General features: G+C 47.6%; 21 protein-coding genes. 17 read left to right on the top strand and 4 right to left on the bottom strand.

The features are described from left to right. Positions 1-77 precede the first annotated feature (77 nt). From G499_RS0112695 to G499_RS22525, 7 genes are all read left to right on the top strand, one after another. On the top strand, positions 78-1,181 hold the full coding sequence (locus G499_RS0112695) for an acyloxyacyl hydrolase (protein WP_027000257.1): 1,104 nt from the start codon (positions 78-80) through the stop codon (positions 1,179-1,181). A 165-nt stretch (positions 1,182-1,346) separates the two neighbouring features. Then, entirely contained in the window at positions 1,347-1,688 is a 342-nt protein-coding gene (locus G499_RS0112690) for a YbaB/EbfC family nucleoid-associated protein (RefSeq protein ID WP_027000256.1), read from the top strand. A 318-nt stretch (positions 1,689-2,006) separates the two neighbouring features. After that, positions 2,007-3,053 (top strand): glycosyltransferase family 2 protein, encoded by a 1,047-nt coding sequence (locus G499_RS0112685; protein WP_027000255.1) that lies wholly within the window; start codon positions 2,007-2,009, stop codon positions 3,051-3,053. A gap of 73 nt (positions 3,054-3,126) precedes the next feature. Further along, entirely contained in the window at positions 3,127-3,861 is a 735-nt protein-coding gene (locus G499_RS0112680; protein WP_051296228.1) for a YfgM family protein, read from the top strand. A gap of 149 nt (positions 3,862-4,010) precedes the next feature. Next, complete coding sequence (gene ribH / locus G499_RS0112675) at positions 4,011-4,505, top strand: 6,7-dimethyl-8-ribityllumazine synthase (protein WP_027000253.1); 495 nt, start codon at positions 4,011-4,013, stop codon at positions 4,503-4,505. A 50-nt stretch (positions 4,506-4,555) separates the two neighbouring features. After that, entirely contained in the window at positions 4,556-5,896 is a 1,341-nt protein-coding gene (locus G499_RS0112670) for an aspartate kinase (RefSeq protein WP_027000252.1), read from the top strand. Between the two features lie 410 nt (positions 5,897-6,306). Continuing rightward, on the top strand, positions 6,307-6,480 hold the full coding sequence (locus tag G499_RS22525) for an RDD family protein (RefSeq protein WP_081413784.1): 174 nt from the start codon (positions 6,307-6,309) through the stop codon (positions 6,478-6,480). A 219-nt stretch (positions 6,481-6,699) separates the two neighbouring features. Here G499_RS22525 and G499_RS0112655 read toward each other — a convergent pair whose 3' ends face one another. After that, complete coding sequence (locus G499_RS0112655) at positions 6,700-9,753, bottom strand: PAS domain S-box protein (RefSeq protein WP_027000250.1); 3,054 nt, start codon at positions 9,751-9,753, stop codon at positions 6,700-6,702. 259 nt (positions 9,754-10,012) lie between these two features. On the opposite strand from G499_RS0112655, the gene G499_RS0112645 reads away from it, so the two are divergent. The 6 genes from G499_RS0112645 (at position 10,013) to G499_RS0112620 (ending at position 16,492) form a co-directional block, all read left to right on the top strand. Next, positions 10,013-11,170: a hypothetical protein gene (locus G499_RS0112645; RefSeq protein WP_154658439.1), complete on the top strand. Its 1,158-nt coding sequence runs from the start codon at positions 10,013-10,015 to the stop codon at positions 11,168-11,170. Between the two features lie 25 nt (positions 11,171-11,195). After that, complete coding sequence (locus tag G499_RS0112640) at positions 11,196-11,567, top strand: RlpA-like double-psi beta-barrel domain-containing protein (protein ID WP_154658438.1); 372 nt, start codon at positions 11,196-11,198, stop codon at positions 11,565-11,567. Between the two features lie 373 nt (positions 11,568-11,940). Beyond that, positions 11,941-13,380 carry an L-serine ammonia-lyase gene (locus G499_RS0112635; protein ID WP_035727365.1) on the top strand — a complete coding sequence of 480 codons (1,440 nt, stop codon included), beginning with the start codon at positions 11,941-11,943 and terminating at the stop codon, positions 13,378-13,380. Between the two features lie 73 nt (positions 13,381-13,453). Then, positions 13,454-14,554, top strand: a complete 1,101-nt coding sequence (mtnA, locus tag G499_RS0112630) for an S-methyl-5-thioribose-1-phosphate isomerase (protein WP_027000245.1) — start codon at positions 13,454-13,456, stop codon at positions 14,552-14,554. A gap of 129 nt (positions 14,555-14,683) precedes the next feature. Next, positions 14,684-15,337, top strand: a complete 654-nt coding sequence (locus G499_RS0112625) for a hypothetical protein (RefSeq protein ID WP_027000244.1) — start codon at positions 14,684-14,686, stop codon at positions 15,335-15,337. A 216-nt stretch (positions 15,338-15,553) separates the two neighbouring features. Beyond that, positions 15,554-16,492 (top strand): bile acid:sodium symporter family protein, encoded by a 939-nt coding sequence (locus G499_RS0112620; RefSeq protein WP_245576740.1) that lies wholly within the window; start codon positions 15,554-15,556, stop codon positions 16,490-16,492. Positions 16,493-16,571: 79 nt separating this feature from the next. On the opposite strand, the gene G499_RS0112615 is transcribed toward G499_RS0112620, so the two are convergent. Next, positions 16,572-20,420: a two-component regulator propeller domain-containing protein gene (locus tag G499_RS0112615; RefSeq protein ID WP_081413783.1), complete on the bottom strand. Its 3,849-nt coding sequence runs from the start codon at positions 20,418-20,420 to the stop codon at positions 16,572-16,574. Between the two features lie 294 nt (positions 20,421-20,714). Here G499_RS0112615 and G499_RS0112610 point away from each other — a divergent pair, with 294 nt between their 5' ends. Next, on the top strand, positions 20,715-21,947 hold the full coding sequence (locus G499_RS0112610) for a M16 family metallopeptidase (RefSeq protein WP_027000241.1): 1,233 nt from the start codon (positions 20,715-20,717) through the stop codon (positions 21,945-21,947). Positions 21,948-22,163: 216 nt separating this feature from the next. Here G499_RS0112610 and G499_RS0112605 read toward each other — a convergent pair whose 3' ends face one another. After that, positions 22,164-22,367: a hypothetical protein gene (locus G499_RS0112605; RefSeq protein WP_027000240.1), complete on the bottom strand. Its 204-nt coding sequence runs from the start codon at positions 22,365-22,367 to the stop codon at positions 22,164-22,166. 186 nt (positions 22,368-22,553) lie between these two features. On the opposite strand from G499_RS0112605, the gene G499_RS0112600 reads away from it, so the two are divergent. From G499_RS0112600 to G499_RS21835, 3 genes are all read left to right on the top strand, one after another. Further along, a complete protein-coding gene (locus tag G499_RS0112600; protein WP_027000239.1) occupies positions 22,554-23,519 on the top strand; it encodes an NAD-dependent epimerase/dehydratase family protein in 966 nt (321 codons plus the stop codon). A 135-nt stretch (positions 23,520-23,654) separates the two neighbouring features. Then, positions 23,655-24,710, top strand: coding sequence for a saccharopine dehydrogenase family protein (locus G499_RS0112595; RefSeq protein ID WP_035727363.1), 1,056 nt, complete (start codon positions 23,655-23,657; stop codon positions 24,708-24,710). Positions 24,711-24,766: 56 nt separating this feature from the next. Then, the gene (locus G499_RS21835; protein WP_154658437.1) at positions 24,767-24,919 is read left to right on the top strand and encodes a hypothetical protein; all 153 of its coding nucleotides are present in this window, start codon (positions 24,767-24,769) and stop codon (positions 24,917-24,919) included. A gap of 192 nt (positions 24,920-25,111) precedes the next feature. Here G499_RS21835 and G499_RS21225 read toward each other — a convergent pair whose 3' ends face one another. Continuing rightward, complete coding sequence (locus G499_RS21225) at positions 25,112-26,200, bottom strand: RDD family protein (RefSeq protein WP_051296227.1); 1,089 nt, start codon at positions 26,198-26,200, stop codon at positions 25,112-25,114. Positions 26,201-26,207: the final 7 nt, after the last annotated feature.

Here is a 26,207-nt window from a genome sequence, read left to right as displayed (position 1 = left end):
AGGAGGCATTCCCCTGCTCCTATTGCTATTTTTTTGCCCTTCCTTGCTCTCTGAAAAATGTTGTATCTTTGACCGCTATGATGAGTTTGCTACGTTTTTTATGCTTTTTGGCAGGGTTTTGCAGTGTTGCTTTTGCCCTAGCAGCCCAGGAGCGCCTGAAAGGCACTTGGGTTTGGGAGGGCGAATATGCCACCGGATTTAGCCTAGTAGACCCTGCCTTTACTGTACACTTACAAAGTACTCCTAAAATGGCCGAGCTGCGCCTCTTGCACAGCACCGACGGCAGCGCCCCTTGGCAACAAGCCTATCACCAACCTCGGTATGGCTTGAGCCTGACCTATTTTGATTTTGGCCAACCCTTGCTCGGGCAGGGCTTGGCCTTGATGTTGAACGGAAATTTTAAAATGTTTAAAGGCCTACGGCAAAATGGCCTACGGGGTATTTTTAGCGGTGGTATCGGGTGGGTATCAGAGCGCTACGAGCGCATAGGCAATTACAAAAATGTGATGTTTGGCAGCCATCTCAATGCGGCCTTCAGCATGCGGCTGGTGTATGAACACCGGCTTTTTGGAGACACCCGTGGCTATATCGGTCTGGGGCTGACACACCTCTCCAACGGAGCCACACGCCTACCCAACCGAGGTATCAATATTGCAGCCCTACACACCGGCCTATCCATCGGTACAGAAGCTCCACGACAAGCTCACGCCCAAGAAACCCCTATCCCTCCCATACACGCCCCCTTCTTAGCGCGGTGGCATTGGGAAGGCTCTCTCAGTGGCGGATGGGTAGAGCAATACCCTACCGAAGGGAACAAATATGCGATGTTTAGCCTAAACAATTACCTCAGTCGACACCTCAGCCCCCGCCTCAAAGCACACGCAGGCCTAGAGCTGCTACACCACCGGATGTACCGCAGTTATCATAGGGCTTTTGAAGTGGAGGTTTGGTCGCCGTGGCGTTTGAGTACTGTGGTGGGCATTGAACTACTTTTGGGGCGTTTTGGGATTATGGTACAGCCCGGTATCTATCTCTACAAACCACACCCCTTTGATGATGCTTGGTACCAACGCTATGGTTGGAAATATTATTTCCACCCCAATAGCTTTGGCTATTTCGGCCTGCGTACACAAGAGGGAAGTGTAGACCATCTGGAGTTTGGTATTGGCTGGAGGCTATAGCCAGAGGCCACTCGATTGCTTGCTTTTGGCGCAGCAACACCATCAAAACCCAATGCCATTTGTGTTTCTGCTCAAAAAGAGATAACTTAGCCTAAACAAACAAAGCCTAAGTGCTTTATAATTCAGTTATAGGAAAGTCTTACGATTAATTTGGATACCCCACTTATGTTTGATTTCAAGAATATTATGGGCAAGGTAAAAGAGCTTCAGGAAAAAGTAGAAGCCGCCCGCGCAGAGTTGGTCAACATCACCGCAGAGGCAGAAGCCGGTGCCGGAATGGTCAAAGCAGTGGTCAATGGCAAAAAACAAGTTGTCGGCCTCGAAATCGATGAAAGCCTGCTCAAGCCTGAGGAGAAGGAAATGCTCCGCGACCTGACCATTGCCGCCATCAACAAGGCCATAGAGGCCGTAGAAGAGAAAGCCCAAGAAGCAATGCAACAGGCTACCTCCGGCTTGATAGACCCCAATATGATGCCTCCGGGTTTTGATTTTGGGGGGCTGAAATAACCCACCATACCAACCAGCTAGGCAGCTAGCTCCTAGCTCGGTTTCACACCATTGGACATTGATGACACCCCTTCCTTGGTTCACACCATAGGTCAATGCTATAAAAACTCCATTTTTGTGTCAAAATCGTGTTCCTTGTTTTCCCCAAGCTTCAGGTAGCCTACGGTGCTGCTTCGCAGTGTAGGCTACTTAGATGTCTGCTGGTCTGAGAAATGTATGCGCTGAAAGCCTTTGATAATCAAGAAAACAAAACCCTCCGCACCCTTAAGCCAAGTACATCTTGGTGAAAAATCAATCTTGGCCTAACATCGATTTCTTGTGAGTACTCCCTCTACGGCTGTTGTGATTTTAAATTACAATGGCCAGCCTTTTTTAGCACGCTTTCTGCCCACAGTACTGGCCCACACACCTCCTATGTTGGCACATGTGATTGTAGCCGACAACGCCTCCACCGACCACTCCGTTGCATGGCTCAATACCCAGCACCCCGAAGTGCGGCTGATTACCCTGCTCCACAATGGGGGCTTTGCCCAAGGATACAACGAAGCCCTGAGCCAGCTCGAAGGACAGTACCAATACTATGTTTTGCTCAACTCCGATGTGGCTACTACTCCACACTGGCTCGACCCACTGGTAGCGCATCTCGAAAGCCACCCTACAGTAGCCGCTTGTCAGCCCAAAATCAAAGCCACACACACACCCACCCACTTTGAGTATGCCGGAGCCGGCGGCGGATGGATAGACCGCTGGGGGTATCCCTTTTGCCGTGGGCGCATTTTCGATACCCTCGAAGCCGACGAAGGGCAATATGACGATACCGTGCCGGTATTTTGGGCCAGCGGCGCAGCGCTTTGTATCCGAGCGGATTGTTTCCACAAAATAGGCGGCTTCGATGCGCGTTTTTTCGCCCATATGGAAGAGATTGATCTCTGTTGGCGGCTTCAACGCCAAGGATATGGCATTTACTATGTAGGTAGCAGCACTGTATACCACGTAGGTGGCGGCACACTGCCCAAGGCCAGCCCTACCAAAACTTACCTCAACTTCCGGAACAACCTCGCGATGTTGGCCAAAAACCTCCCCACGCCACAAGTATACAGCATACTAGGTGGTAGGCTGGTCTTAGATGCTGTGGCCGCAGCCCGATTTGCCACTCAAGGGCAGTGGCCTATGTTGCGCGCTGTCGGGCGTGCCTACCTACACGCCTACCGCCAATGGCGTACATGGAGGCGCTATGCCCCCACAAAAAAACACCCCAACTCACTACATGGATATTACCCGGGAAGCATCGTATGGCAGTATTTTGCCCGAGGCCGCCGGCACTTCAGCCAGTTAGCCCCTAAAAATCAAGACATTAGACATTGAAGAGAAAAAAATAGCACTTTTTTCAAAAAATAAGGTATTGTTGCTAACTTTGCACTCCTTAAACTTAACAGACATGGCGAAAAATAAGCAAAAAGGCAATCAACAACTCAAAGAACCCAAAGGCAACCCCTCTGAGATTGGCATCATCGAAAACCCTGATGTATTGCGTGAGCGTCTCTTGGGGCCGGATAACTTTTTCCAAAAAAACCGTACCGCCTTCATCGTTATTGCTGCCGTAGCCTTGGTAGCCATTGTAGGTACACTCATTTATACATCTATGAAAGGCAGCCAAGAGGCTGAAGCCGACAAGCAAATGTTTGCGGCAGTATATTATTTTGAGGCTGATTCGCTCAACAAAGCCCTCAATGGAGATGGCAACTATCTTGGCTTCCTTGATATCATTGACAACTACCCTATGAGCAGTAGCGCAAACCTAGCCCACTTCTATGCAGGCGTGGCGCAACTCAAATTAGGTAAGTTTGATGAGGCTATCAAGCACCTCAAAAAATTCTCTTCCAAAGACCTACTCCTCCAAGCACGTGCCTATGTGTTGTTGGGAGATGCTCATCTGGAAAAAAATCAAGTAGACCAAGCCATCGACTACTACAAGAAAGCTGCAGGCTACAAGCCTAACAAAAGCTTTACTCCACAGTATTTGATGAAACTTGCTTTGGCCTATGAACTGAAGGGAGACCAAAAGTCTGCTCTCAGCAGCTATGAGCGTATTATCACCGAGTTCCCTACGGCTGTAGAGGTAACGAGCGCAAAGAAATACAAGGCCAAACTAGAGGCAAGTACCGACAAGTAGTCTTACACCCAAGACCGTACGAATGTAATGACTTCAACTACTTGTCGTGTAAGGCGGCACAGTAGTTGAAGTTTTTTTAGACCCATACCTGATTGATGATTGTAACTTTAAATTTTACTCCGTAAATCACAACTAACAACTAACCATATATGGCCTCTGCACTCAAAAATCTCAGCGAATATTCTGCGCGCAACATCAGCGACATTAGTCAGAAAAAATTTGGTATCGTCGTGGCCGAATGGAACGATGCCATCACCAACAAACTCTTAGAAGGAGCCTACCAGACCTTACTCAAACACGGGGCACAGGAGAGCAACATCCTAGTCCAGACAGTACCCGGCAGCTTCGAGCTGTCGTTAGGGGCGCAATGGTTGGCACAAGAATCTGATATTGATGCAGTCATCTGTTTAGGTTGTATCATTCAGGGCGAAACCCGCCATTTCGACTTTATCGCCGCCGCCGTAGCCCAAGGCATTACAGCGGTGAGCTTGAAATACAACAAACCCGCCGTTTTCGGTGTACTCACCCCCAATACCCAAGCTCAAGCCGAAGACCGTGCCGGGGGCAAACACGGCAACAAGGGGGATGAGGCCGCCATCACCGCCATCAAAATGCTGGGATTTTATCCCCTTTCCAACGCATAACTACGTATAATTTAATTGATTCCCCACACACAAATTACCAAGATAGTTTTATGAGAGTTTTAAAATTTGGAGGAACTTCTGTGGGCAAACCTGAGCGTATGCAGGCAGTAGCCGAGCTAGTATGCCAAGACCCCGCCGAACATAAAATTGTAGTGCTCTCGGCCCTGTCAGGGACTACCAACGCCTTGGTTGAAATCAACCAGGCCTTCAGTACAAACGATAAAAATAGTGCTCTCAACCGCATCAAAGCCCTCGAAAAACACTACGAAGGCTTTATAAAAGGTCTCTACAGCGCCGAGCAGAGTATGCAGCAGGCCGCTCAGATGCTCAAAGATCACTTCGACTACATCAGAAGCTTTGCCGAAGTAATCGACTTTTCTGAGACAGAAGAGAAGATTCTATTGGCACAGGGCGAGCTGATGTCTACCAAACTCTTCCATATCTACCTTGAGGAGCAAGGGCAGCTGGCAGTCTTGATGCCTGCTTTGGAATTTATGCGGCTTGACCCTGACAATGAGCCCGATTTAACCGCCATCGAAGAAGGGCTAGCCAAGCAGCTCCAAAAATATGAGCGCTACAATATTTATATCACCCAAGGGTACATCTGTAAGAATGCCGAAGGCGATGTAGACAACCTCAAACGCGGCGGGAGCGACTATACGGCCTCGCTCCTAGGGGCTGCCATACGCGCAGAGGAAGTGCAAATCTGGACGGATATTGATGGTATGCACAATAACGACCCTCGCATTGTCAAAAATACCTTCCCTGTGGCAGAGCTGTCTTTTGATGAAGCGGCAGAGTTAGCCTATTTTGGTGCCAAAATCCTACACCCTGCCACCATTCACCCTGCTCAAAAATACAATATCCCTGTGCGCCTGCTCAATACAATGCAGCCCGAAGCTCAGGGGACAATCATCAAAAACACCTCTTCAGACGAGCATATCGTCAAATCCATCGCTGCCAAAGACGGTATCACGGCCATCAAAATCAAGTCGAGCCGAATGCTCTTGGCCTATGGTTTTTTGAGAAAAGTTTTCGAGGTCTTTGAGCGCTACCGTACACCTATCGATATGATTACGACCTCAGAAGTAGCCGTGTCATTGACCATAGACGACCAAACCCACTTACCCCAAATCTTAGATGAGCTGAAGATTTTTGGTACGGTAGAAATCGATCAAGACCAAACTATTGTCTGTATTGTAGGGCATCGGCTTACTGAAGAAACCGGCACAGCAGAGCTGATTTTCCGCTCGTTGGGGCAAATACCCATCCGGATGATTTCCTTTGGTGGCAGCCACTACAATATCTCTATTCTTATCCCAACGGCCTATAAGTCCGATGCGCTCAATGCGCTCAACGAAGGTTTGTTTAAATCCGCTGACTGGGTATAATCAAACAGTCTACAGCTTTATATAAAAGACCTCCAACAAACTGGAGGTCTTTTTGTTATCTGAGGTATTTTTTGCTATTTGTATTTTGTATGTTCGTAAACATAACACAAGCCTCTTTGATTTAGCCCTTTGTTCTCAAAATACTCTGCGATTCGCAATCATCATTTATTCAAAAATTTTCACCAAATCCACTATATTGCGTCATATATTCGTCTTCTTAACGCCTGAAACACTTTGGTAAACTATATTCCCGCCACAGCCGGGCAACGCTATGTTGCAGCCGACATAGATATATTTGTAATTTTTTATAATCAATTTTATAATTTTTGTTCATTTTGTGCTTATACTTGTGTATATTCTATCCCCACCACTGCCCTTGCTATACTTTGTTTTTTTAGAAAGCACGAACAATGGGGCAAACCATAGGTAAGAAAGCTATGGGTATTGCGTTAGTCTCTGAAGACGGCTACCAATTACAGGACTCCCAATCCGCTTTGCGCTGCATAGTGATGTGTGTGGATGGAATTATTTTTGGTCTAGCAGGGGTTTTGCTAATGAATCAGTCTGCGCATAACCAACGCTAGCGCTTATCTCAAAACTCACAGAATTTATACCAAGCTTCACAAGATCTGGGGATTTAGGATTTGATTTTCTTGATTATCAAGGAATTTCAGTGCAAAGATTTCCCAAACCAATTTCGATTGGTCATACTTGTGGTGATACGCCGCCACGGCACTACTTTCGAAATACTCAGCTAATCCCACCCTTGAAGGGTTTTATTTGCTGATATCGTCCAGAAAGTATTACTCAAATACTTTTGGGTTTACCTTCAATCCAATCAGCGTAATGTCATCAATTTGTTTTTGATGACTTTGGCTCATCCACGCCTCCAACAAATCGTTGAGGGTTTGGGCTTGTTCTGCAAAGGGTCGCTGATGCAGTTGTTGTAGCGTATCACGCAATTGTTTGCGCATAAACTTGCGGTTGTCAGGCCCGCCAAACTGGTCTTGGTAACCATCGCTGGCCAAGTAGAGCGTGATTGGCTGGTCGAATTGTATGGACTGTTTTTCGTAATAATGCTCCCTTCCTTCGACCTGCTGCCCCCCTATGGGCAGCTTGGTAGGTTTGAGCTCCTCCAATACTCCATCTTGAATGAGGTACAGCGGGATATTGGCTCCGGCATATTCCAAGCGGTTTTCGATATGGTCTATGGTAATGACACACATATCCATTCCATCTCGGATATTGCTCTGTTCGGAATTGAGGAGGCGCAGGAGATGTTCATTCATCCCATACAAAATCATATCGGGGCTGGTATTTTGTCTACTTTCGACAATCTGCTGGAGTAATTCTATCCCGATGAGGCTCATAAAAGCACCGGGGACTCCGTGGCCGGTACAGTCGCCGACAACGAGCACCGTTTTGCCCAGCATATTCTGGTAGCGGCTACACTGTTGGTAGTACCAATAAAAGTCTCCACTGACTACGTCGCGTGGCCTAAAGAGCAAGAAGCTGTCGGGGTAACTCTGTTGGAACAATTCCATAGGCGGGAGTACAGCTTTCTGAATGCGCTTGGCGTAATTGATGCTCTGTAAGAGATTATCGAGCAGCTCTTGGCTGTGTTTTTGTGCGGCTTGCAATTCTCTTCGGCCCAGCTCCAACTCTGTGGTATCGAGGGCAAAGCCGATAAGTTGTTGCTCATGTACGGCATCGGGGAAGAGGTAGTGTTCGAAGTAGGTACGGTCTTCTTGTTTGACCGTAAAGTGCAACTGCTCTCCCTCAAACACCCTGCCTACCCGTTCATATTTTTGCGCTAGGAGTTGTTGGAGGTGTATTTGTCCGTTGGCCTCAAGTGTTGCACTAATACGCTCCATTCCTTTGCCGGCAATACTGTTTACTACGCCATCAGCGCCTGCTTTGTACAATATGATGGGTAGGTTTTTGAGCAGGTTATCCAACAGTTGATTTTGCTCTTTGATACGTTCTTCGGCCAGTTTTCTATCCGTGATATCATATGCCACCCCTTGGGCATAGACCACTTTTTGGGTTTTTGGACTTTTACGTACAGTTGCCCGAATGAGGAGATAGCGGGTTTGCCCGCTGCGGGTTAGGATGCGGTGATCAAAGTTGATCTCCCCTTCTTGAATCAGGGTAGCGACGGCTAGCTTGAAGTTGCCCAAATCATCGGGGTGAAGGTATTGGTAATACGCATCACCAAAGGGTGCTGCCTCTGTGGGCGACAGCTCGAAGAAGCTGTACATCAGCGTAGACCAGATCACTTCTTGTTTTTTGAAGTTGATTTCAAAAGAGCCCAAGCGTGCAATCTCCTGCGCATCGCCCAGTGTTTGGAGGGTGTTGCGGAGCTGTTGCTCAGTGGTTTTGCGTTTGGTAATGTCTGTCTGAAGTGATAGGTATTGGTAAACCCTCCCTTGCTCATCGTAGATTGGTGTGATAACGGTATCGACCCAATACAAATGCCCGTCGTGTGCCCGATTACAGACCTCATTGCGCCAAGGGTTGCCGCCGATTACGGTTTGCCACATTTCTTGCCAGAAAGCCTCTTCGTGTCTGTCAGATTTGAGGATATGAATACCACTGCCTACGATTTCGGTGCTATTGTAGCCGCTTACTTCTTCAAATCGAGGATTGACCCTGACGACCACTCCTTCCATATCCGTAATGACAATCCCGACGCTTTCGTCCAAGGCATCCAATACTGACTGTAGGTATGCGTTGTTGCGGGCTATCTGCATTCGGCTTTGAAGGATGTCGTTGTTTTGTACTTGCAACTCATTTTGCAAGGCGCTCATATACTCGATAGTCTGTTGCAGCTCCACTTCTTGGGCTTGCATCTCCTCATTGACACGCTTTTGGGCAATATTTTGGTCAGCCAGGTATTGCAGATAAAATACGGAGCGGTTGAGCAGTGGGCGGAAGATAAACAAGCCTAAGATGACTATCAGCAGCAATATGCCCAAGTTTATAAACAACGACATCACCCTCAATTGGGCGATCTTGCTGCGCGCTTCTTGGCTGTATTGATAGGTGAGGTCATTCATCAACACTAAGAACAACTCCTCGTGTAACAAAACCTCCCTAAAAGCATAACTCCGCTGATTGGCTTCGGTATCGGGGTCTAGGAGTAGGTCAAAAGATTTGCTAAGCACCTCAAAGTGAGGAGTAATACGCTCTAATAAACGCAAGGCCTCGGGGCTGTTGTGATTGGCCGGCAGGCCTAGGCTGTCATCGCCAAGCTGTAGCCCCCGGTGTATGCGTCGCCAGAGCGCCAGACTTTGTTGCCCCTCGGCGCGGTAGCGGGCTACTGTGTCGGGTAGGCTGGCATACATGGAGAGCAAAACGCTGACCTTGGTTAGCCGCTGGCTCAACATCCGTTGTTTGCCGGCAAGGTTGACCACTACACTATCGTCTCGGGTGTCACTAAAGGAATTACGCACCAATATTTGGGCGATGATGATTAGCGTTAAGATAATTCCTAGCGCCAGATAATTGAAAAAGCCTAGGCGCAAAAGCTGGCGGCGTTGTACTGCTTGAGAGGCTTCAAGACTCAGAGCCTGCAAGCGCTCGTCGAGGTGGACAAGCTTGTCGCGCTCAAAGCCGGCCAAACCAAAGGCCAAGCCCAAGAACAGCGGTGCCGTGTCGATGATGTAGTGTAGGGGGTTAGATTGATGGATATAGGCCAAATTGACCCAACTGATGGGCAAATCGTGGATAAAAATAAAATCAAAAGCCCAAGCCCCCAAGGGAAAACATATCCCAAACAATACGCCCCAGAGGGTGTAGAGCGTCAAGTTTTTATTGCGGGTAAATCTACTGGCTATAGTATTGCGAATATCCATCAATTAAAATCGTCTATGCTGAACAGATTTTGTAAGATAAAGACCGACAGTTTTTTCCTTACTCGTAAAGATAGCATGAGCACCGTGGTTCTCCAAATTTTTAACCTTGTCTATAGTCTATACACTTGGCTATTTGTTAATTTTTGGTTTTACCCCTTCTTAGCAGAAGTCTGGCTGTGTGGGTTGCTAATTTTCGGGCATTGGCTTTTCTTAAACTTGTTAAAATTTCATAACTTGGAGTTTAAATAATCTAGACCTTATGCATAGCCTTCCAAACTCCTCCATATCTGACTCTATCTTGCAGTTGCTTCACGCACTATTGATAGAAATATACCCCAAGCTCAGCCTCGATATGCTACGCCACGAAACTAAGCCTCAGGCAGATATCCCCTTGGCCAACCGTCATTTTTATTGGCTTGAGGAAGTTAACCCTGATGCGGCTTCTCTTTCGGCGTTGCAGGGGCGGGCTATCGACGTGATTTTGTCATTTGGGAAACGTGAAGCACGGTATTTTGGGCTGCCTGGCTGTAGTGTGTGCTTATTGGCTCCCGCACATGTGGCCGCCAGTGAACGTACCCATATCCTACACATTTATGCCGCATATGTGCTCAAGGGGCTCAACCTGCGTACGGGGCATTTGAGCATTGAGCAGATTGCCAACCTCCAAACAGTAGTCCGGCTATACCGCAAGCAAAATCACTTTTTCTTACACAACAACCATACCTATATAGAACAACTCAAAACCTTGCTCCAAAGTAAGCCCTACCAACTAGAAGGTTTTGGGCAAAACCTGAGGGCTATCCTGAGCTTTCTACAGAGCTTCTACGACCAACTCCTCCAAATCAACCTACACAAACAACCCAAGGCCCAAAAACTGTCTGCCGAACTAAATCGACTCGATGATGATATTGAGTTTTTTGAGCTGATACTGGTCGAAAATACCGAAAACTCCGTAACAGCCTTTGAAAATGTATATCTGTACTATCACCAAGTCTTGCGAGAAATTGAAACCATAGACAGCCTCGAAACGGATGTGCCCAAGGCTTGGCAAAAACTCTCCGAACAGGACTTTCGCACCATCAACGGCCTACAAAAGCAACTGGCCGATGTGTTTGCCAAATCATATGATTATTTCGAAAGCCTTGCGCTCAAGTCAAGCAAGATGGCCAAAGCTGGGCGCGACCTGACGCGCTTTGTGAGCGTAGAGTTGCTCAACGACGAACGCCTACAGTGGCAAAAAGATACTGCCGACGCGCTACTCGAACAACTTTTTTTGGCCAAAGAAGAACAGCGCCTCAGGCTCGAAGAGCTGCTCTATTTTTATGATATGTTGCGTTGGCTACAAAGCCGCTTTCCGCAAGGTGAATACCAAAATCTGTATGGATTTTGCGCTATCATTAATACTCAAAAAAATTAACTATTTTCAACAACACACACCGCTCATGAAAACGATTACTGCCCCTGCACACCTATGTATTTTGGTGTTGCTTTTGGTATGTTGCCAACAATTATCGTATGCCCAAACAAGAGGCTCCAAGACCGAAGTAGGTTTTGCCGAACGTATCGACAATGTGCCTGATAGCAACAAATATATCGCGCTCCACCCCAGCGTGCCGATAGGCACTGTCCTGAAGGTACACAATACCGAAAATAATGTTTCGGTCTTTGTAAGGGTTATCGGGCAGTTGCCCAAGGTCTCTTCTGACCCCAAGCTGATTGTCAGACTTTCGCCTACAGTGTTTGAAGGACTCAAAGTCAGCCCCGGCCGCCGTCGTATTAGCGTGGAGTTGAGTTATGTCGAAAACACCCCGTAGTACGGTCTTGTATCTTTTGGTAAACACTTACACACCAGATAACTTCCCCAGCCCACAGTTAAGAGCCTATTCCAAGTTACTGGACATTTTTCAAACCCCATAGTCATACCTAACCAAAATTGGGAAATCTGCGCACTGAGAATCCTTGATAATCAAGGAAATCAAATCCTGTAAATCCCCAAATTCGGCGTGTGCCTTAGGCACTGTTGTGCGGTCGGGGCTGATTTTTTACAAAAACACCTAGTGGAGTACCCCGCCACGGAGAAATATCTAGTGATAGGTCGCATCCTCAAACAGATACGTATATTTGTGGGAACGTCGACAGGCGTATTTGACACTACCCACCACCCAACAACACAAAAATACAATACCTATGGAGATTATTAGTGTTTTCGATATTTTCAAAATAGGCGTAGGCCCTTCTAGTTCCCATACCATGGGGCCTTGGCGGGCAGCCCAGCTTTTTCTGAAAGATTTTCAGGAGGCCACAGGCTTACCCGCCACGCATATCCACGAAGTGCAGGTATTGCTCTATGGCTCTCTGGCCAAAACAGGGCGCGGCCACGGCACAGACATCGCTGTGATGCTGGGCCTTGCTGGCGAAGACCCCGAAACCATCGATACCCAACAACTGGATACCTATATCTGGCAGATTTATGATAGCCAAACCTTGACCTTGGGCGGGCAGCGCAGTATCCCCTTCAACCCTGACAAACACATCACCTTCCTCTTCAAAGAAAGCCTGCCTTTCCATCCTAATGGCATGCGCTTGATAGCACAAGGGGCTGACTTTGAAGCTTTTGAAGCCACTTACTTTTCAATAGGCGGCGGATTTGTCGTGCGCGAAAACGAGCAAAATACTTCTACCCAAGCCGTACAGGGAGCATTTCCCTATCCCATAGAAGTGGGCGAAGACCTCAAACGCTGGACAACGCAGCAGGGCTGTAGCATCTCTGAAATCGTTTGGCGCAACGAACTCAGCTTGCGCAGCGATGCTGAAATCCGCTCCGGAGTTTGGCGCATCTGGCGAACAATGTTGAGCTGTGTATATCACGGAGCACACAGTCAGGGGGAGTTGCCCGGCGGGCTGCGTGTAGTCCGAAGGGCTATTGAGCTTAACAAAAAACTACTGGGTACAGACGCACCCCAATACCAAGACGAAGATACGTGGATGCGAGTCATCCGCTACGGCCAAGCCGATTTTCAGAAAATACTCAAGTGGGTCAGCTGCTTTGCCTTGGCTGTGAACGAGGAAAATGCAGCTTTCCGCCGTGTTGTTACAGCGCCTACCAATGGTGCTGCCGGGGTGATTCCGGCAGTGCTGATGTACTACACCTGCTTCTGTGGTCAGCCTAGCCAAGAAGACATTATCCGATTCCTGATGACTGCTAGCGAGATTGGCAGCCTGTTCAAGAAAAAAGCTACTATCTCGGCGGCTATGGGAGGCTGCCAAGCCGAGATTGGGGTGTCGTCGGCAATGGCCGCAGCAGCCCTCACCGAGCGTCTTGGTGGTAGCGCTGAGCAAGCCATGATGGCCGCCGAGATTGCTATGGAGCATCACCTCGGCCTTACCTGTGATCCCATCAAGGGGTTGGTACAGATTCCTTGTATTGAGCGCAATACAATGGGCGCTATCAAGGCCATTACTGCCTGCAATATCGCCCTAGAGAGCAATCCAGCCGATGCCAAAGTCTCTCTCGATGGTATTATCCGAACGATGTGGCAAACAGCACAGGATATGAACGAAAAATACAAAGAAACTTCCGAAGGCGGATTGGCCGTACACGTACCCGTCAGCGTGGCCGAATGTTAGCATAAACTGTCCCAAACTTGGATGTTTGGGGCTTTTTGTACAAATTTGCTTCCTAACTTTTGCCCTATCAATTGTGAATATCAATACCAACCGTACCCTGTGGCTCAAAGACCCACATACCCTCCAAGTATTAGACCAACGCCGCCTCCCTCACGAAGTAGTTGTTCAGGACTTGAGCAGCACCGACAAAGTCGTCTGGGCTATCCAGGAGATGGTTGTCAGGGGTGCGCCTCTCATTGGCGCTATGGCAGCCTATGGCGTATATTTTGCCTTGCGCGAGTCCCTTGTTTTTGGAACAGCCCAAAGCCGCGAAGCGCATTTCGCCCGTTCGATGGAATCGCTGCGCCAGTCACGCCCTACGGCTGTCAACCTATTTTGGGCACTCAAACGAATGGAGCAGGCTCTCAGTACTGTTCCCCAATGGGAAGCTAAAGTACAAACAGCCCTCCAAACCGCCCATCAGATTGTAGAAGAAGATGTGGAACTCTGCCGCCAAATAGGCGTACACGGCCTCCCTTTGTTGGAGCAAATAAGCCAAACCAAGCAAGGCGCTACAGTCAATATCCTGACCCACTGCAACGCCGGGCGCTTGGGCTGTGTCGAATGGGGAACGATCACCTCTCCCATTTACCAAGCTTTTGAGCAAGGGATGAATCTCCACGTATGGGTAGACGAGACTCGCCCACGCAACCAAGGGGCTAACCTGACTGCCTGGGAGCTGAGCCAGCGCGGTATCCCACATACGGTTATCGTTGACAATACCGGCGGGCATTTGATGCAACACGGTATGGTCGATATTGTGTTGGTGGGTGCTGACCGCGTAACTCGACAGGGCGATGCGGCCAACAAAATCGGTACTTACCTCAAAGCCCTCGCGGCCAACGACAACCAAGTGCCCTTTTATGTGGCGCTTCCCTCTACTACTATTGACTGGGAAATAGCCGACGGCCTCCGCGAAATCCCCATCGAAGAACGTAGCCCTGATGAGGTCAAGTATATCTGGGGATGGAACGGGCACGAACTTCAAAAAGTACTGTTGACACCTGCCGAAAGCCCTGCGCTCAACTATGGTTTTGATGTAACTCCTGCGCGCCTTATCACAGGTTTCATCACAGAGCGCGGCGTTTGCCCTGCTACTGCTGCCGGGCTACAAGGGCTATTCCCTGAGGCCTAGAGGTTGGGTTTATGTTTTGCCGTTATCTCTCGATTTCCTGACATATTTTACCCCTCGGGCCTTTGTGCCTGAGGTGTTTAGGTATCGCCATTCTTATCATTCATACGCATCGCACAAAGCCTATCACTTATGAAACAATCCCCACTGTTTGTGCTTTCCTTTATCATCTGTATCAGCCTGCTCTGCGCTTGTGGTAGTGGTCGGTCTGACACTGACCAAACCCTCACCCAAGCCGATAGTATTGCCCTGAGTGTAGGCAAACAAGCTATTCGTGGGCTGCAAAAATTTAGCATTAATGACAAACAAGGCAATACCCTCGTCAGCTTTGACCTAGGGGAGGCCGAATATGTCATCCGCTTTCGAGACCGTGTACTGATGGGTCAACGCAAAACCGGTAAAACAACTTATCTTGACAACAATGGCGACCTACTCATCATTGCTAAAATACGACCCGACAAAATCAAACTCCTCTCTGGCACAGAGGAGTTTCGTTGGCAGGCCAAAATCAAAGACCAAAAAGTAAAAATCAGTAAAGACCCTGAAGGGGCTAACCCCTTCGAAATCAAACAACAAGACCCTAACCACTATTTCATTTATTTTGAAGGCCGTGAGCTGGGCAAAACCAAGTACAAGGAGCGTATCATCGATGTTGATGGCATCGGTACTGATCTCAAAATACCTGCTACCAACAATTCTTTCGCTTTCGGATTGTTGCTCTTGCGCGATATCCCCGAAGTAGAACGCTATATCCTGATGGCAGAGCTGCTGGGAATGGGAATTTGATTGACGATTTGGGATTTGGGATCGATTTGGTTGTTGACAATCCATCAAATACAGGCCGGAATCCATCTTGGTGCATACTCAAGCAAAATTGGTTTGGGAAATGTGTGTGCTGAGAATCAAGAAAATCAAATTCTCAAATCTTGTGAGTCTTGGCGTAATTTATTAGACAACTATCCATAACTAGCTGTATATACTGTGTTCAACATCGACAAATTTGTGTTGTTCATCATAGGGGTGGTGATACTGGCCTATTGTTTTCCCCAGTTGGGCAGCCCAAGCAGTCCTATCCCACTCGATACGATTGGCAGTGTGGGCGTTTCACTGATTTTTTTCTTTTATGGTCTCAAGTTAAGTCCAGAAAAGATACAAGCTGGTTTACAAAACTGGAAGCTCCATAGCCTTATTCAGCTCTCCACCTTTCTCTTTTTTCCTTTGTTGATGTTGCTATGTTACCCCCTAGTCCATAACACATCCTACCAAGCGCTTTGGCTCTCGTTTTTGTTTTTGGCAGCGCTTCCTTCTACCGTATCCTCGTCGGTGGTGATGGTTTCTATCGCCAAAGGCAATCTTCCGGCGGCTATCTTCAATGCTAGTATCTCAGGGCTAATTGGCATTGTGATTACGCCCCTTTGGATGGGTCTGTTTTTACAACAATCAGGCGGGGATTTTGATTTATCTGTCGTATATATCAAACTAATAGCCGAAATCCTGCTGCCTGTAGGCTTGGGGCTTTTCTTGCAAAAGTACCTCGGCGCTCTCGCTGTCCGATATGGCAAGCAGATGACTTCTTTTGATAAAACCATCATCTTGCTCATCATCTTTAAAAGTTTTGCGACCTCTTTTGAAAACAAGGTCTTTAGCACCGTAGGGCTTGATGAGTTATTGCTGGTTTCTGTAGGGGCCATCGCAGTTTTTTATGTGATGTATTACCTCACAAGCTGGCTGTCGGCCTACCTTGGGTTTAGTCTTGAAGACCAAATTACGGCGCAGTTTTGTGGTACAAAAAAATCACTGGTACACGGCGTGGTTTTTTCTAAAATTTTGTTCCCCGTATCTTTTCCTGTAGGAATGATTTTGCTCCCTCTGATGCTTTTTCACGCCTTCCAAATCTTTGTTGTCAGTATAGCTGCCTCAAAATTAGCGCAAAGGGATTGACGAGTTGGGATTTGCGATTGACGAAGTAAGGGCTGAAATCGTAAATCTGAAATCGTACATCATAAATCTAACATCGTCCTTAAAGTCTAATACCAATAACCAGCACATCATCTGTTTGGCGTTGCGGGCCTCTCCACTCATCAAAAGTTTTTTGTAAAACTTCGTTTTGCTCATCCATAGACAAATGACTGATACTCAGTAGGAGTTCACGAAACTTTCTAACTCCAAACTTGCGGTCGTGTTCCCCGCCGAATTGGTCTTGAAAGCCATCCGAATAGATATAAAACACATCTCCGGGCTGATATGGGATAATATGTCGCTCAAAAACCTTATTCTTGATCTGAATCCCACCGATGGGGTATTTCACTCCTTTGATTTCCTTCAGCTCTCCGTTACGGATATGTATGACAGGGTTTTTGGCACCGGCAAACTCCACCTTCTGCTCTACCTCATCAATGACCAAGAGAGCCATATCCATTCCATCATTGGCTGCCGTCCCTTCTTCTTGATGTAGATAAGTTTTTATCCCCATGTCCAACTGTCGTAAGATTGCTGAGGGCTTCTGTACTTGTTTTTCTTTGACGATATTATCGAGCAAGTCATTGCCTACAACCGTCATCAGTGCGCCCGGAACTCCATGTCCGGTGCAGTCTACCGCTGCGATAATTTTCTTGGTTTCAGAAAACCCACTAAACACCGATTCGCGCCCCTCTTCTGTTTCGATGATGCTGTAGATAGGCTCGGGTAAGGTTTCGGCAAACCAGTAAAAATCTCCACTTACAATATCCTTGGGGCTATAAAAAATAAAGGCATCCGGGAAATGTTTCTTGATTTCCTCTGGCCTGACAAAGATGGCCTCTTGAATGCGTTTGGCGTATTGCATACTGTCTTCCATCTTGCGGAAGGAGCTTTCGATGGCCTTGTTTTTATCTTCTATTTCTTGCAAGATACGGGCTTTGCTAAAAGCCGACATCGCGTGCTGGTTGAATCGCTGTAGCTTACTCAGCTCCTTTGGGTTAAGCTGAGCAAAAGCATTAGATTCCAAAATCAGCAAGCCTTCTATTACCCCATCCGTACAGATGGTAATTGCACAAGTAGGATACACTTGGTTGTCGGCAAAGACATTGGCCGCTTGTTTGGGAGCGAGCAAATAAATGTTTTCATCAAGCTGTTTGGCCTGCTGTAGATGCCCATAAATGACTTCAGGTTTGGGGCTATAGTGTTGAATATCTTCGGGGATGTCGCCTTTGTGAGCTACCAATACAAATCGCTCCAGCTGTGGATCACAAATCCAGAGCATTCCCCGCCTAGTAGGGTGATATAGCTGTACGCCTTGCGCTAGGAGTGCCTGCAACACCCCCTCAAGCGTCAGTTTGCTATTGATGGCCTGTACGATTGCATCCATCCGTTCTAACTCTTCCGTTTGGCGGGTAATTTGCTCATATTGTGCCGTGATTTGCTTGGTTCGTTCTTGGATTTCTTGCTCAAGGCGTTGTTGGTTTTTTTGCAAATTTTGTACCCGCCAATAGTAGACTCCTCCCCCGCTCGACACAATCCCTATCCCCACCAAGAGATAAAACCAGAGTGTTTGGTAGAAAAACGGTGCTACATAAAACTTCACCCAAGCGCCATCCTCATTCCAGAGGCCATCGTTGTTGGCCGCCTGAACCCAGAAAGTATATTCTCCCGGAGGCAGATTGGTGTAATAAGCTTCACGTTTTTGGCCTACATCAACCCAGTTTTTGTCAAATCCTTGTAGCTTGATACGGAATTGAACCCTTTCGGGAGCCAAAAAACTCAGGGCTGTAAAGTCAAACTCAAACTTGGTTGTTCCGGGTTTAAACCGCAACATCGTCGTATTGGGATATACTTCATAGGCCACATTGTTCGCTATCAGCCGCTGTATAGCTACCGGAGGCACTACTGTATTGCGCACAGGAGCGGTAGGCTGAATAAAAGAAATGCCCTCTGTAGTAGGATACCACAACTGCCCATTGACATCCTGACACACACTGGGCGTAGCCGATGCCGCACAATCACTACTGGCCAAGCCATCGTATTCATCGTAGAGTGTACAGCTGATTTTGCGTCGCTTTCCGGCCCAGAAGTCCAGAATATCTTTTTTGGCCACATAATATACCCCATCACTACACGAAAACCAGAGGCGGCCTTGGCTGTCTTCAGCAATGCTATGCACGGCATTGTGTGCCAATCCATTGCGGTAAGTAATGGTTTGGAGCTTGCCTTCGTGCCAGCGTGAGAGGCCGTTTTTGGTGCCAATCCAGATGGCTCCTTGTTTGTCTTCGTAGAGGCTAAAGACGAGATCATCGGCCAAGCCGTCCTTCATCCGAAACTGGTCTACCTGTCCGTTGGGGTACCGTACCATCAGGCCTGCGCCGTCGGTCGCAATCCAGAGGCGTTGGAACCGATCTTCGAGCAAAGTAATGAGATTGTTGCTTTTTAGGCCTTCGGCAGTGGTGTAGTTTTTAAACTCTTGCCCATCCCAAGCACTAAGGCCATTGCGCGTGGCAATCCAAATACCACCGGCTTTGCGGCCAATCACCGCCCGGCACACATTGTCGGCCAGGCCGTCGGCCTTGGTATACACCTTGATTTGTAGATGCTCTTGGGTTTGTTCGAGGCGCAGGCGGTTCAGCCCTTGTCCGTAAGTAGCCACCCATATATCCCCATTATTATCCTGAAAAACCGAGCGTACATACTGCCCACTCAGGCCTTGGGTGGTATCTATCTTACGAACCACTTGTTGGTTTTCGATGATATTGACCCCGCCATTGGTAGTGCCTACCCAGACGCGCTTTTGGCGGTCTTGGAAAATACAGTTGGCGAAATTATCCGACAGCCCTTCAGTCTTGCTGAGGTTCGTAAACTTCCCGTCTCGCAGGCGGTTCAGCCCTCCTCGGCTCAGACCTACCCATAGGCTGCCCTCTTGGTCTTCGCATAGCGTCAGTATATGATTGGCGGCCAAGCCTTTGTTAGTGGTTAGTTGTTCCCAAATTTGGGTCTGAGGCAGGTAACGGTACAGCCCCTCGCTTTGTGTGCCTACCCATACCGAGCCGTGGCGGTCTTGCCATAGGCAAGTAACTTGTCTGCCCTTGAGGACTTGCGGCTGGCTGTTGAAAGTCGTTTGGATAAATTTTGTTGGATTCCAGCATACCAAACCATCGTTGGTGCCAATCCATAGTGCGCCCTCTAAGTCTTGTATCAGCACATTGATATGGCGGCTGATGAGTAAGAGTTGGCGGCTGAAATCTTCAAATTGCTCTGCTTTCCAGCGTTGTAGTCCGTGGGTAGTCCCAATCCAGAGGCTGCCATCTTTATCAAGCAAAAGCCTGTTGATTTGGTTGGCAATCAGGCCATCGGCCTTGGTGTAATTACGAAATTTCCCGTCTTTGAAGCGCGAGAGCCCGTTTCGAGTGGCCATCCACAGGCTACCGTCCGGTGTTTGGGCGATGTCATAGACCATATTGTCTATCAGTCCGTCCTTGGTATTAAGGGTTCTGAAAACCCCATTTTGCAGGTAGGTAACTCCGCCGTCTTGTGTGCCAAACCATAATCGTTTTTCGCGGTCTTCAAAGATTTTCCAAACCGTATTGGCCTTCATTTCAGGCACATTTTCGGTATTGTAGCCTTCAAACTTGGTACCATCGAAGCGGGCAATGCCATCATAAGTAGAAACCCACAAAAAGCCCTGCTGGTCTTGTAGGATAGAAAAAACGCTGTTTTGTGGCAGCCCCCGATCGCGCTTCCAGTGGTCAATCAGATATTGCGAAACTGTTTTGTGTGGCCTTAGCCCAATGGTAAGCTCTGCGGATTGGGCCTGGCTGTTTTCCCATACCAACAACGATAGCACCCAAAGAGCAGACAATACAAGGCAGTAGAGCGAATGCCGAAGAGTTGGTTTAGTCATACAGTCAAAAAAGGTCGATGTTTAGCTACACCACTAGGTGTGTGGCGATACTCGAGTCTAGCTTTGGGTCAATAAAATATTCGCTTGCCAATACGTAGTGGCGATTTTTCATTTGCAAATAATGTGCAAATTATGGTATATTCAAGGGATAAAGACGATAAAACACAAAAGTTTAACACTTCCCGAACCAAATCACCACTTCGCGGGTTAGCCTTCGTATCCGATGAAAATTCTGGTACTTTGTGTATCTATCCCTGCTTTGCCAAAAAAACATCTACCTTATCGCTATATCTTATGATTTATTTCGAGCATTTTACATTGGCCAATGGCCTTCAGGTATATATCCATCCCGACCACAGCACGCCGATGGCTGCGGTGAATGTGCTCTACAATGTAGGCTCTAAAGATGAGCAAGCTCATAAAACGGGGTTCGCGCATTTGTTCGAACACCTGATGTTTGGAGGCTCCAAGCATATCCCTTCTTATGATGCGGCTTTGCAGCGTGTGGGTGGCGAAAACAATGCTTTTACCTCTCCTGACCTGACCAACTACTACATCACCCTACCGGCGGCAAACCTCGAAACCGCGCTCTGGCTAGAGTCAGACCGAATGCTAAGCCTTTCGTTTGACCCTCAGGTGCTCGAAGTACAACGCAGTGTTGTCATCGAAGAGTTCAAACAACGTTACCTCAATCAACCTTATGGCGATGTGTGGCTCAAGCTCCGTCCGGCAGTATATGAAATACATCCTTACCAATGGGCTACTATCGGCAAGGATATCAGTCATATCGAAAACGCGACTATGGACGATGTACAGGATTTTTTCTTCCGCTATTATCGCCCCAACAATGCTGTGTTGGTCATCGCGGGCAATGTCCGAATTGAAGACACCAAGCGCTTGGTAGAGAAGTGGTTTGGCGATATCCCTGCCGGCGCGCCTTATCGCCGTCAGCTGCCTACCGAACCACCCCAAACAGCTCCCCGACACTTGGAAGTACAGGCCAATGTGCCTAGCCCCGCGCTCTACAAAGCCTATCATATGCCGGCACGTATGCACGCACAATACCACACCATCGATCTGTTGAGCGATATTTTGGGTAGGGGCAAATCCTCGCGGCTCTATAGAGAGTTGGTTCAAAAAAATCAGATTTTCAGTCAATTACAAGCCTATGTAACGGGTTCGGTAGAGCCTGGGCTGCTGGTCATCAATGGCAAGCTCAATGAGGGCATTACACTCGAAACTGCCGATGCAGCCGTGCAAGCACTAGTGGCTGATTTGATAGCTGCCCCTCCCAGCGAAGAGGAATTGCAAAAGGTCAAAAACCAAAGCGAGTCTACGCTTTTGTTTGAACAAATAGAGCTACTCAATCGGGGAATGGGCTTGGCGTTTTTTGCCAATCTAGGCTCCCCCGAAGCCATCAACCAACAAGCCGAACAGATTCAGGCTGTCAATACTGCTGACATCCACCAAGCGGCTCAGCAATATCTCCACCCCAATAACTGTACAACAATGTATTATGGAGCTTGAGGGGGGCTTCCTAACTTATTTTTGATGTGATAGGATTCAAGATGCAGAAGATTATGCCCATAAGGTTTTCAAAATCTTATGGGCATTAATCGTCCAAAAACCATAACCAGAAGAGGGCTACCGGTGGAGGGACTGTTGAGAGAGGCTTTCAATAAGGGGAATTCAAAAAAACTGCCCCATTATTTGTTGAATATCCCTAGCAAAACAAGCTGATAGTCAACTGGTTTGCTCCTTGCTTGGCGTAGGCTGGAGCGGATACTCGCGACGCAGGGCATTGATTAAAAACTTTTTCTGCATCGTAAAGCTTTCCGGATGAAGCTGCATAAATAGCTGCGCCCATTCTTGCCAAAGCTCGGGTTCGTCGCTTTTGAAACGCTTAGCGTCTATTTTTTTTTGTGATAAGTATTCTTCAAAATCCATAGTGTTTTGAGATAATCCTTGGGGAAGTTTCAAAATTAAATATGCCAAATAGTCAGGAAAAACAAATATTCACCCGAAACAAAACTATGATAGATTACACTTTATCTTTGTTTCGTGCTATTTTTGTACCTTTGCCTCTGTGAACAAACACACCGTTTTCTGAAATAGCCATTCCCCCCAAATATAATGACAACACCCACACGTATTCTTATCACCGGAGGCCTAGGACAAGTAGGCAGCGAGCTATACCAAGCCCTCTGCACACAATATGGCGAAGACAATATCTTGCTCACCGATGTGCGCAAGCCCGAAAACCACACGGTGGCGCTTTTTGAGACCCTCGATGCGACTGATGCGCCTCGCTTAGCCGAATTGGTATCCAAACACAAAATTACGCAAATCTACCACTTGGCCGCCATCCTCTCGGCACGTGGAGAGCAAGACCCGCTTTGGGCTTGGAAAATCAATATGGACAGCACGCTCAATGTCTTCGAAGTAGCCCGCGAAAAACAACTACACAAGGTCTATGTCCCTAGTTCTATCGCTGCGTTTGGGCCTGATACCCCCAAACAAAATACACCTCAGGCTTGCGTGATGAACCCAAGTACGGTCTATGGCATCAGCAAGCAAGCTTGTGAGCGCTGGGGCGAGTATTATTTCAAGCGTTATGGTCTGGATATCCGTAGCTTGCGCTACCCCGGCCTCATCAGCTACAAAACCCTGCCCGGCGGCGGCACTACAGACTATGCTGTCGATATTTTCTACAAAGCCCTCCAACAAGGTAGCTACGAATGCTTCCTCTCACCCGACACTTACCTGCCGATGATGTATATGCCCGATGCTATCCGTGCTACGGTAGCGCTTATGGAAGCACCCTCGGACAATATCCGCACCCGCGACAGCTACAACCTTACCGCGCTGAGTTTCTCCCCTGCTGAGCTAGCCAAGGCCATCCAACAACACTTACCAGACTTTACCATCAGCTACAAACCTGATTTCCGACAACAAATTGCTGATTCTTGGCCGGCTTCTATCGACGATAGCGTGGCTCAAGCAGAATGGGGATGGCAGCCACAATATGACTTAGAGGCTATGGTAGCCGAAATGCTAGAACATATCCGCACAAAGCTTCAAAAAACCGTTGATGCTTGATATATTGCAGTATTGTATGCTAATCAAAATTGGTTTGGGAAATATATGCTCGAAGACCCTTGAGAATCGAGTACACTCCCAAGTCAAGTAGGTCTTGGTATAAGTTTGAAAGTACTCACAAACAATGCTGAATTGATGGATATTCCCCTCTTACTCTACGGAGCATATGGCTACACGGGCGAGCTAATAGCTCAATTGGCGCATCAAAAAGGGTTGCGCCTACACTTGGCCGGGCGCGATGAAGCGCGTACTGCTGCGCTGGCCGAGCGGCTAGATATGCCCTACAGTGTTTTTGATTTGCGCAATAGCCAAGCCCTCGAAGCAGCTCTAGGGAAGGTCGGAGCGGTACTCCACGCCGCCGGGCCTTTTTCGGCCACTGCCCAGCCAATGGTAGAGGCTTGCCTACATACCAAAACGCATTATTTGGATATCACTGGAGAAATTGCCGTGTTTGAGTGGATTGCCCAACAACACGCCCGCGCCGTAAAGGCCGGTATCAGCTTGTTGCCGGGTGCGGGTTTTGATGTGGTACCCTCTGACTGTTTAGCGGCCTTTTTATATAGTCAACTCCCTGATGCCCATACACTTGAGCTTGGATTTAAGGCCATCGGGCAAATGTCGAGAGGCACTACGCTGACAATGGTCGAAAACTTGCCCAAAGGAGGAATGATACGCCAAAACAGCCTACTAAAGACCGTTGGCGCTGCCCACGAAGTGCGCCTCATCCCTGAGCTCGACCCCAAACACCCAGCAGTCGCTATTCCTTGGGGCGATGTATCTACGGCCTTCCACAGTACGGGTATTCCCAATATTACGGTCTATATGGTAGTACCATCGAGACTTTTGCAAGGAATGCGCCTGAGCCGTTACACAGCTCCTATCTTAGGGCTGGGGTTTGTGCAAAATTTCCTCAAAAACTACGTACGCAAGCGTATCACAGGCCCCGATGAACATCACCGCAACAACAGCCATAGTGTGCTCTGGGGCAAAGTAACCAATGCGGAAGGACAATCATACAGCGCCCTACTCCATACCCCCGAAGGCTATGCCCTTACCGCGCAAACCGCGCTCGAAATAGCACTTAGAATGCTTCAGGGTGATACTTTGGAAGGTTTTTTGACCCCTTCCAAAGCATTTGGAGCTGACTTTATCCTCCAATTTGAAGGGGTACGCCGTCAACTGTTGGCCTAAAGTACACCTTGGTACTCCTAAAGTTTTAGAAGTACCAAGGCTTATTTTACATTTAAATGCTTGTAGTCCTTCAAGACTATCCGCAACAATTGTATTTCGCTGAGGTGTGCTATCGCATTGACACCCAAATACGCGCTGAAATCATCGACCAATACCTGAATAGCGACACTATCTTCCTTGATTTGGTATCGGTCATACTCATCGAGTAACTCTTACAGAAACTCTATTTCTATCGTATATTGTAAAATTTACCACACAAATATAGATAACTCTGTGTATATAAATATTTTTATGATAACATATTTATCACTAATTCAGTTTTTTTCACCTACACATATCAGAGGCCGTGCATCCTATTAAGCACTTTTAGCAAGCCTGACTTTATCTTGGGCATTGGGCTGCTAATGCCTGTTTTGTAGATACTGATAATCATTCAGTAGTTGTTCGAGCGTTTGCAACTCCTCTCCGGGAGTAGTTTGGATACCAAACCGCTTTTCAATGTCATTGAGCAGTGTATATGCTGCAGTGTTGATGATGCGGGTTTCTTTGTATTGATTCAGCAGCATCTTCAACATCTGTACATCAGTAGTATTCAAAGAACCTGCCTCATAGTACTTGGGTACGTACTCCTGATAGGTTGGAGATACTGTGCTTTGGTTTGGCGGGTGGCTTTGGAAATCATGGTGTGTATCGAGTATCTGTTGGAGCACCAACCCTTCTTCGCCAGGTTGGGCTTGGATGCCAAATCGTTTACTGAGGTCTTCGAGCAACCTCCGCATAGAAACGCCAGCAGTATTGGTGCTGTTATATTCGCTCAAGAATAGTTTTATCAGTTGTATTTCGTCTTCTTTCAAAGACTTTAGCTCCTGTTGGTGTGTGTATATGCCCTGTATGTAGTTTTGGGTAGGTATTGGTGTGATTGGCTCCAGAGGGGCGGGCTGCTTATCTGCATATTGAAGTAAATTGTCAACGGTTTGTGCCTGTAATGGGGTCAGTACTCCTTTGATGACAATAGTGCCTGCCACCAAGTCTCCGACGCGCTGCTGGTGGGCAGTTACTAGCGCTGTAATCAGCCCTACTAGACCGAAGAGTGAAAAATCTACCAATCCTAGAATCCACCGCAAAAAGTATTGCGACAACCTTGCCTTATTCCCATCTTGAGAAATTACATAGATTTTGGTAGCCATCTTGCCAATAGTCTGCCCGTTGAAAAACGTTTCCATCCAAAAATTGTAGAGTAGGGCAGGAAGCAACAAGATAACTAGTATAATCAGTATTAGAGGATAAAAATCTGTCATTATCGTCTGATTGTCTCCAGTTGCTGAAGAAGCCAGCAGGTAAATCAAGCCAAACATCCCATAAATCAAGACATAAATGTATGCCCACAAAATCGCCATATCTATCAAATAAGCCAGTATACGGTCAGCAATACTGGCCAAGCGGTACTCTAGGTCTACATTTTGTGAAGTAGTGATTTTTAAGGTTTTCATAGAGAAG

Source organism: Eisenibacter elegans DSM 3317, assembly GCF_000430505.1.
GTDB lineage: Bacteria > Bacteroidota > Bacteroidia > Cytophagales > Microscillaceae > Eisenibacter > Eisenibacter elegans.
The sequence above is the reverse complement of the archived record's forward strand: the minus strand, read 5'-3'. Positions and strand labels throughout refer to the sequence as shown.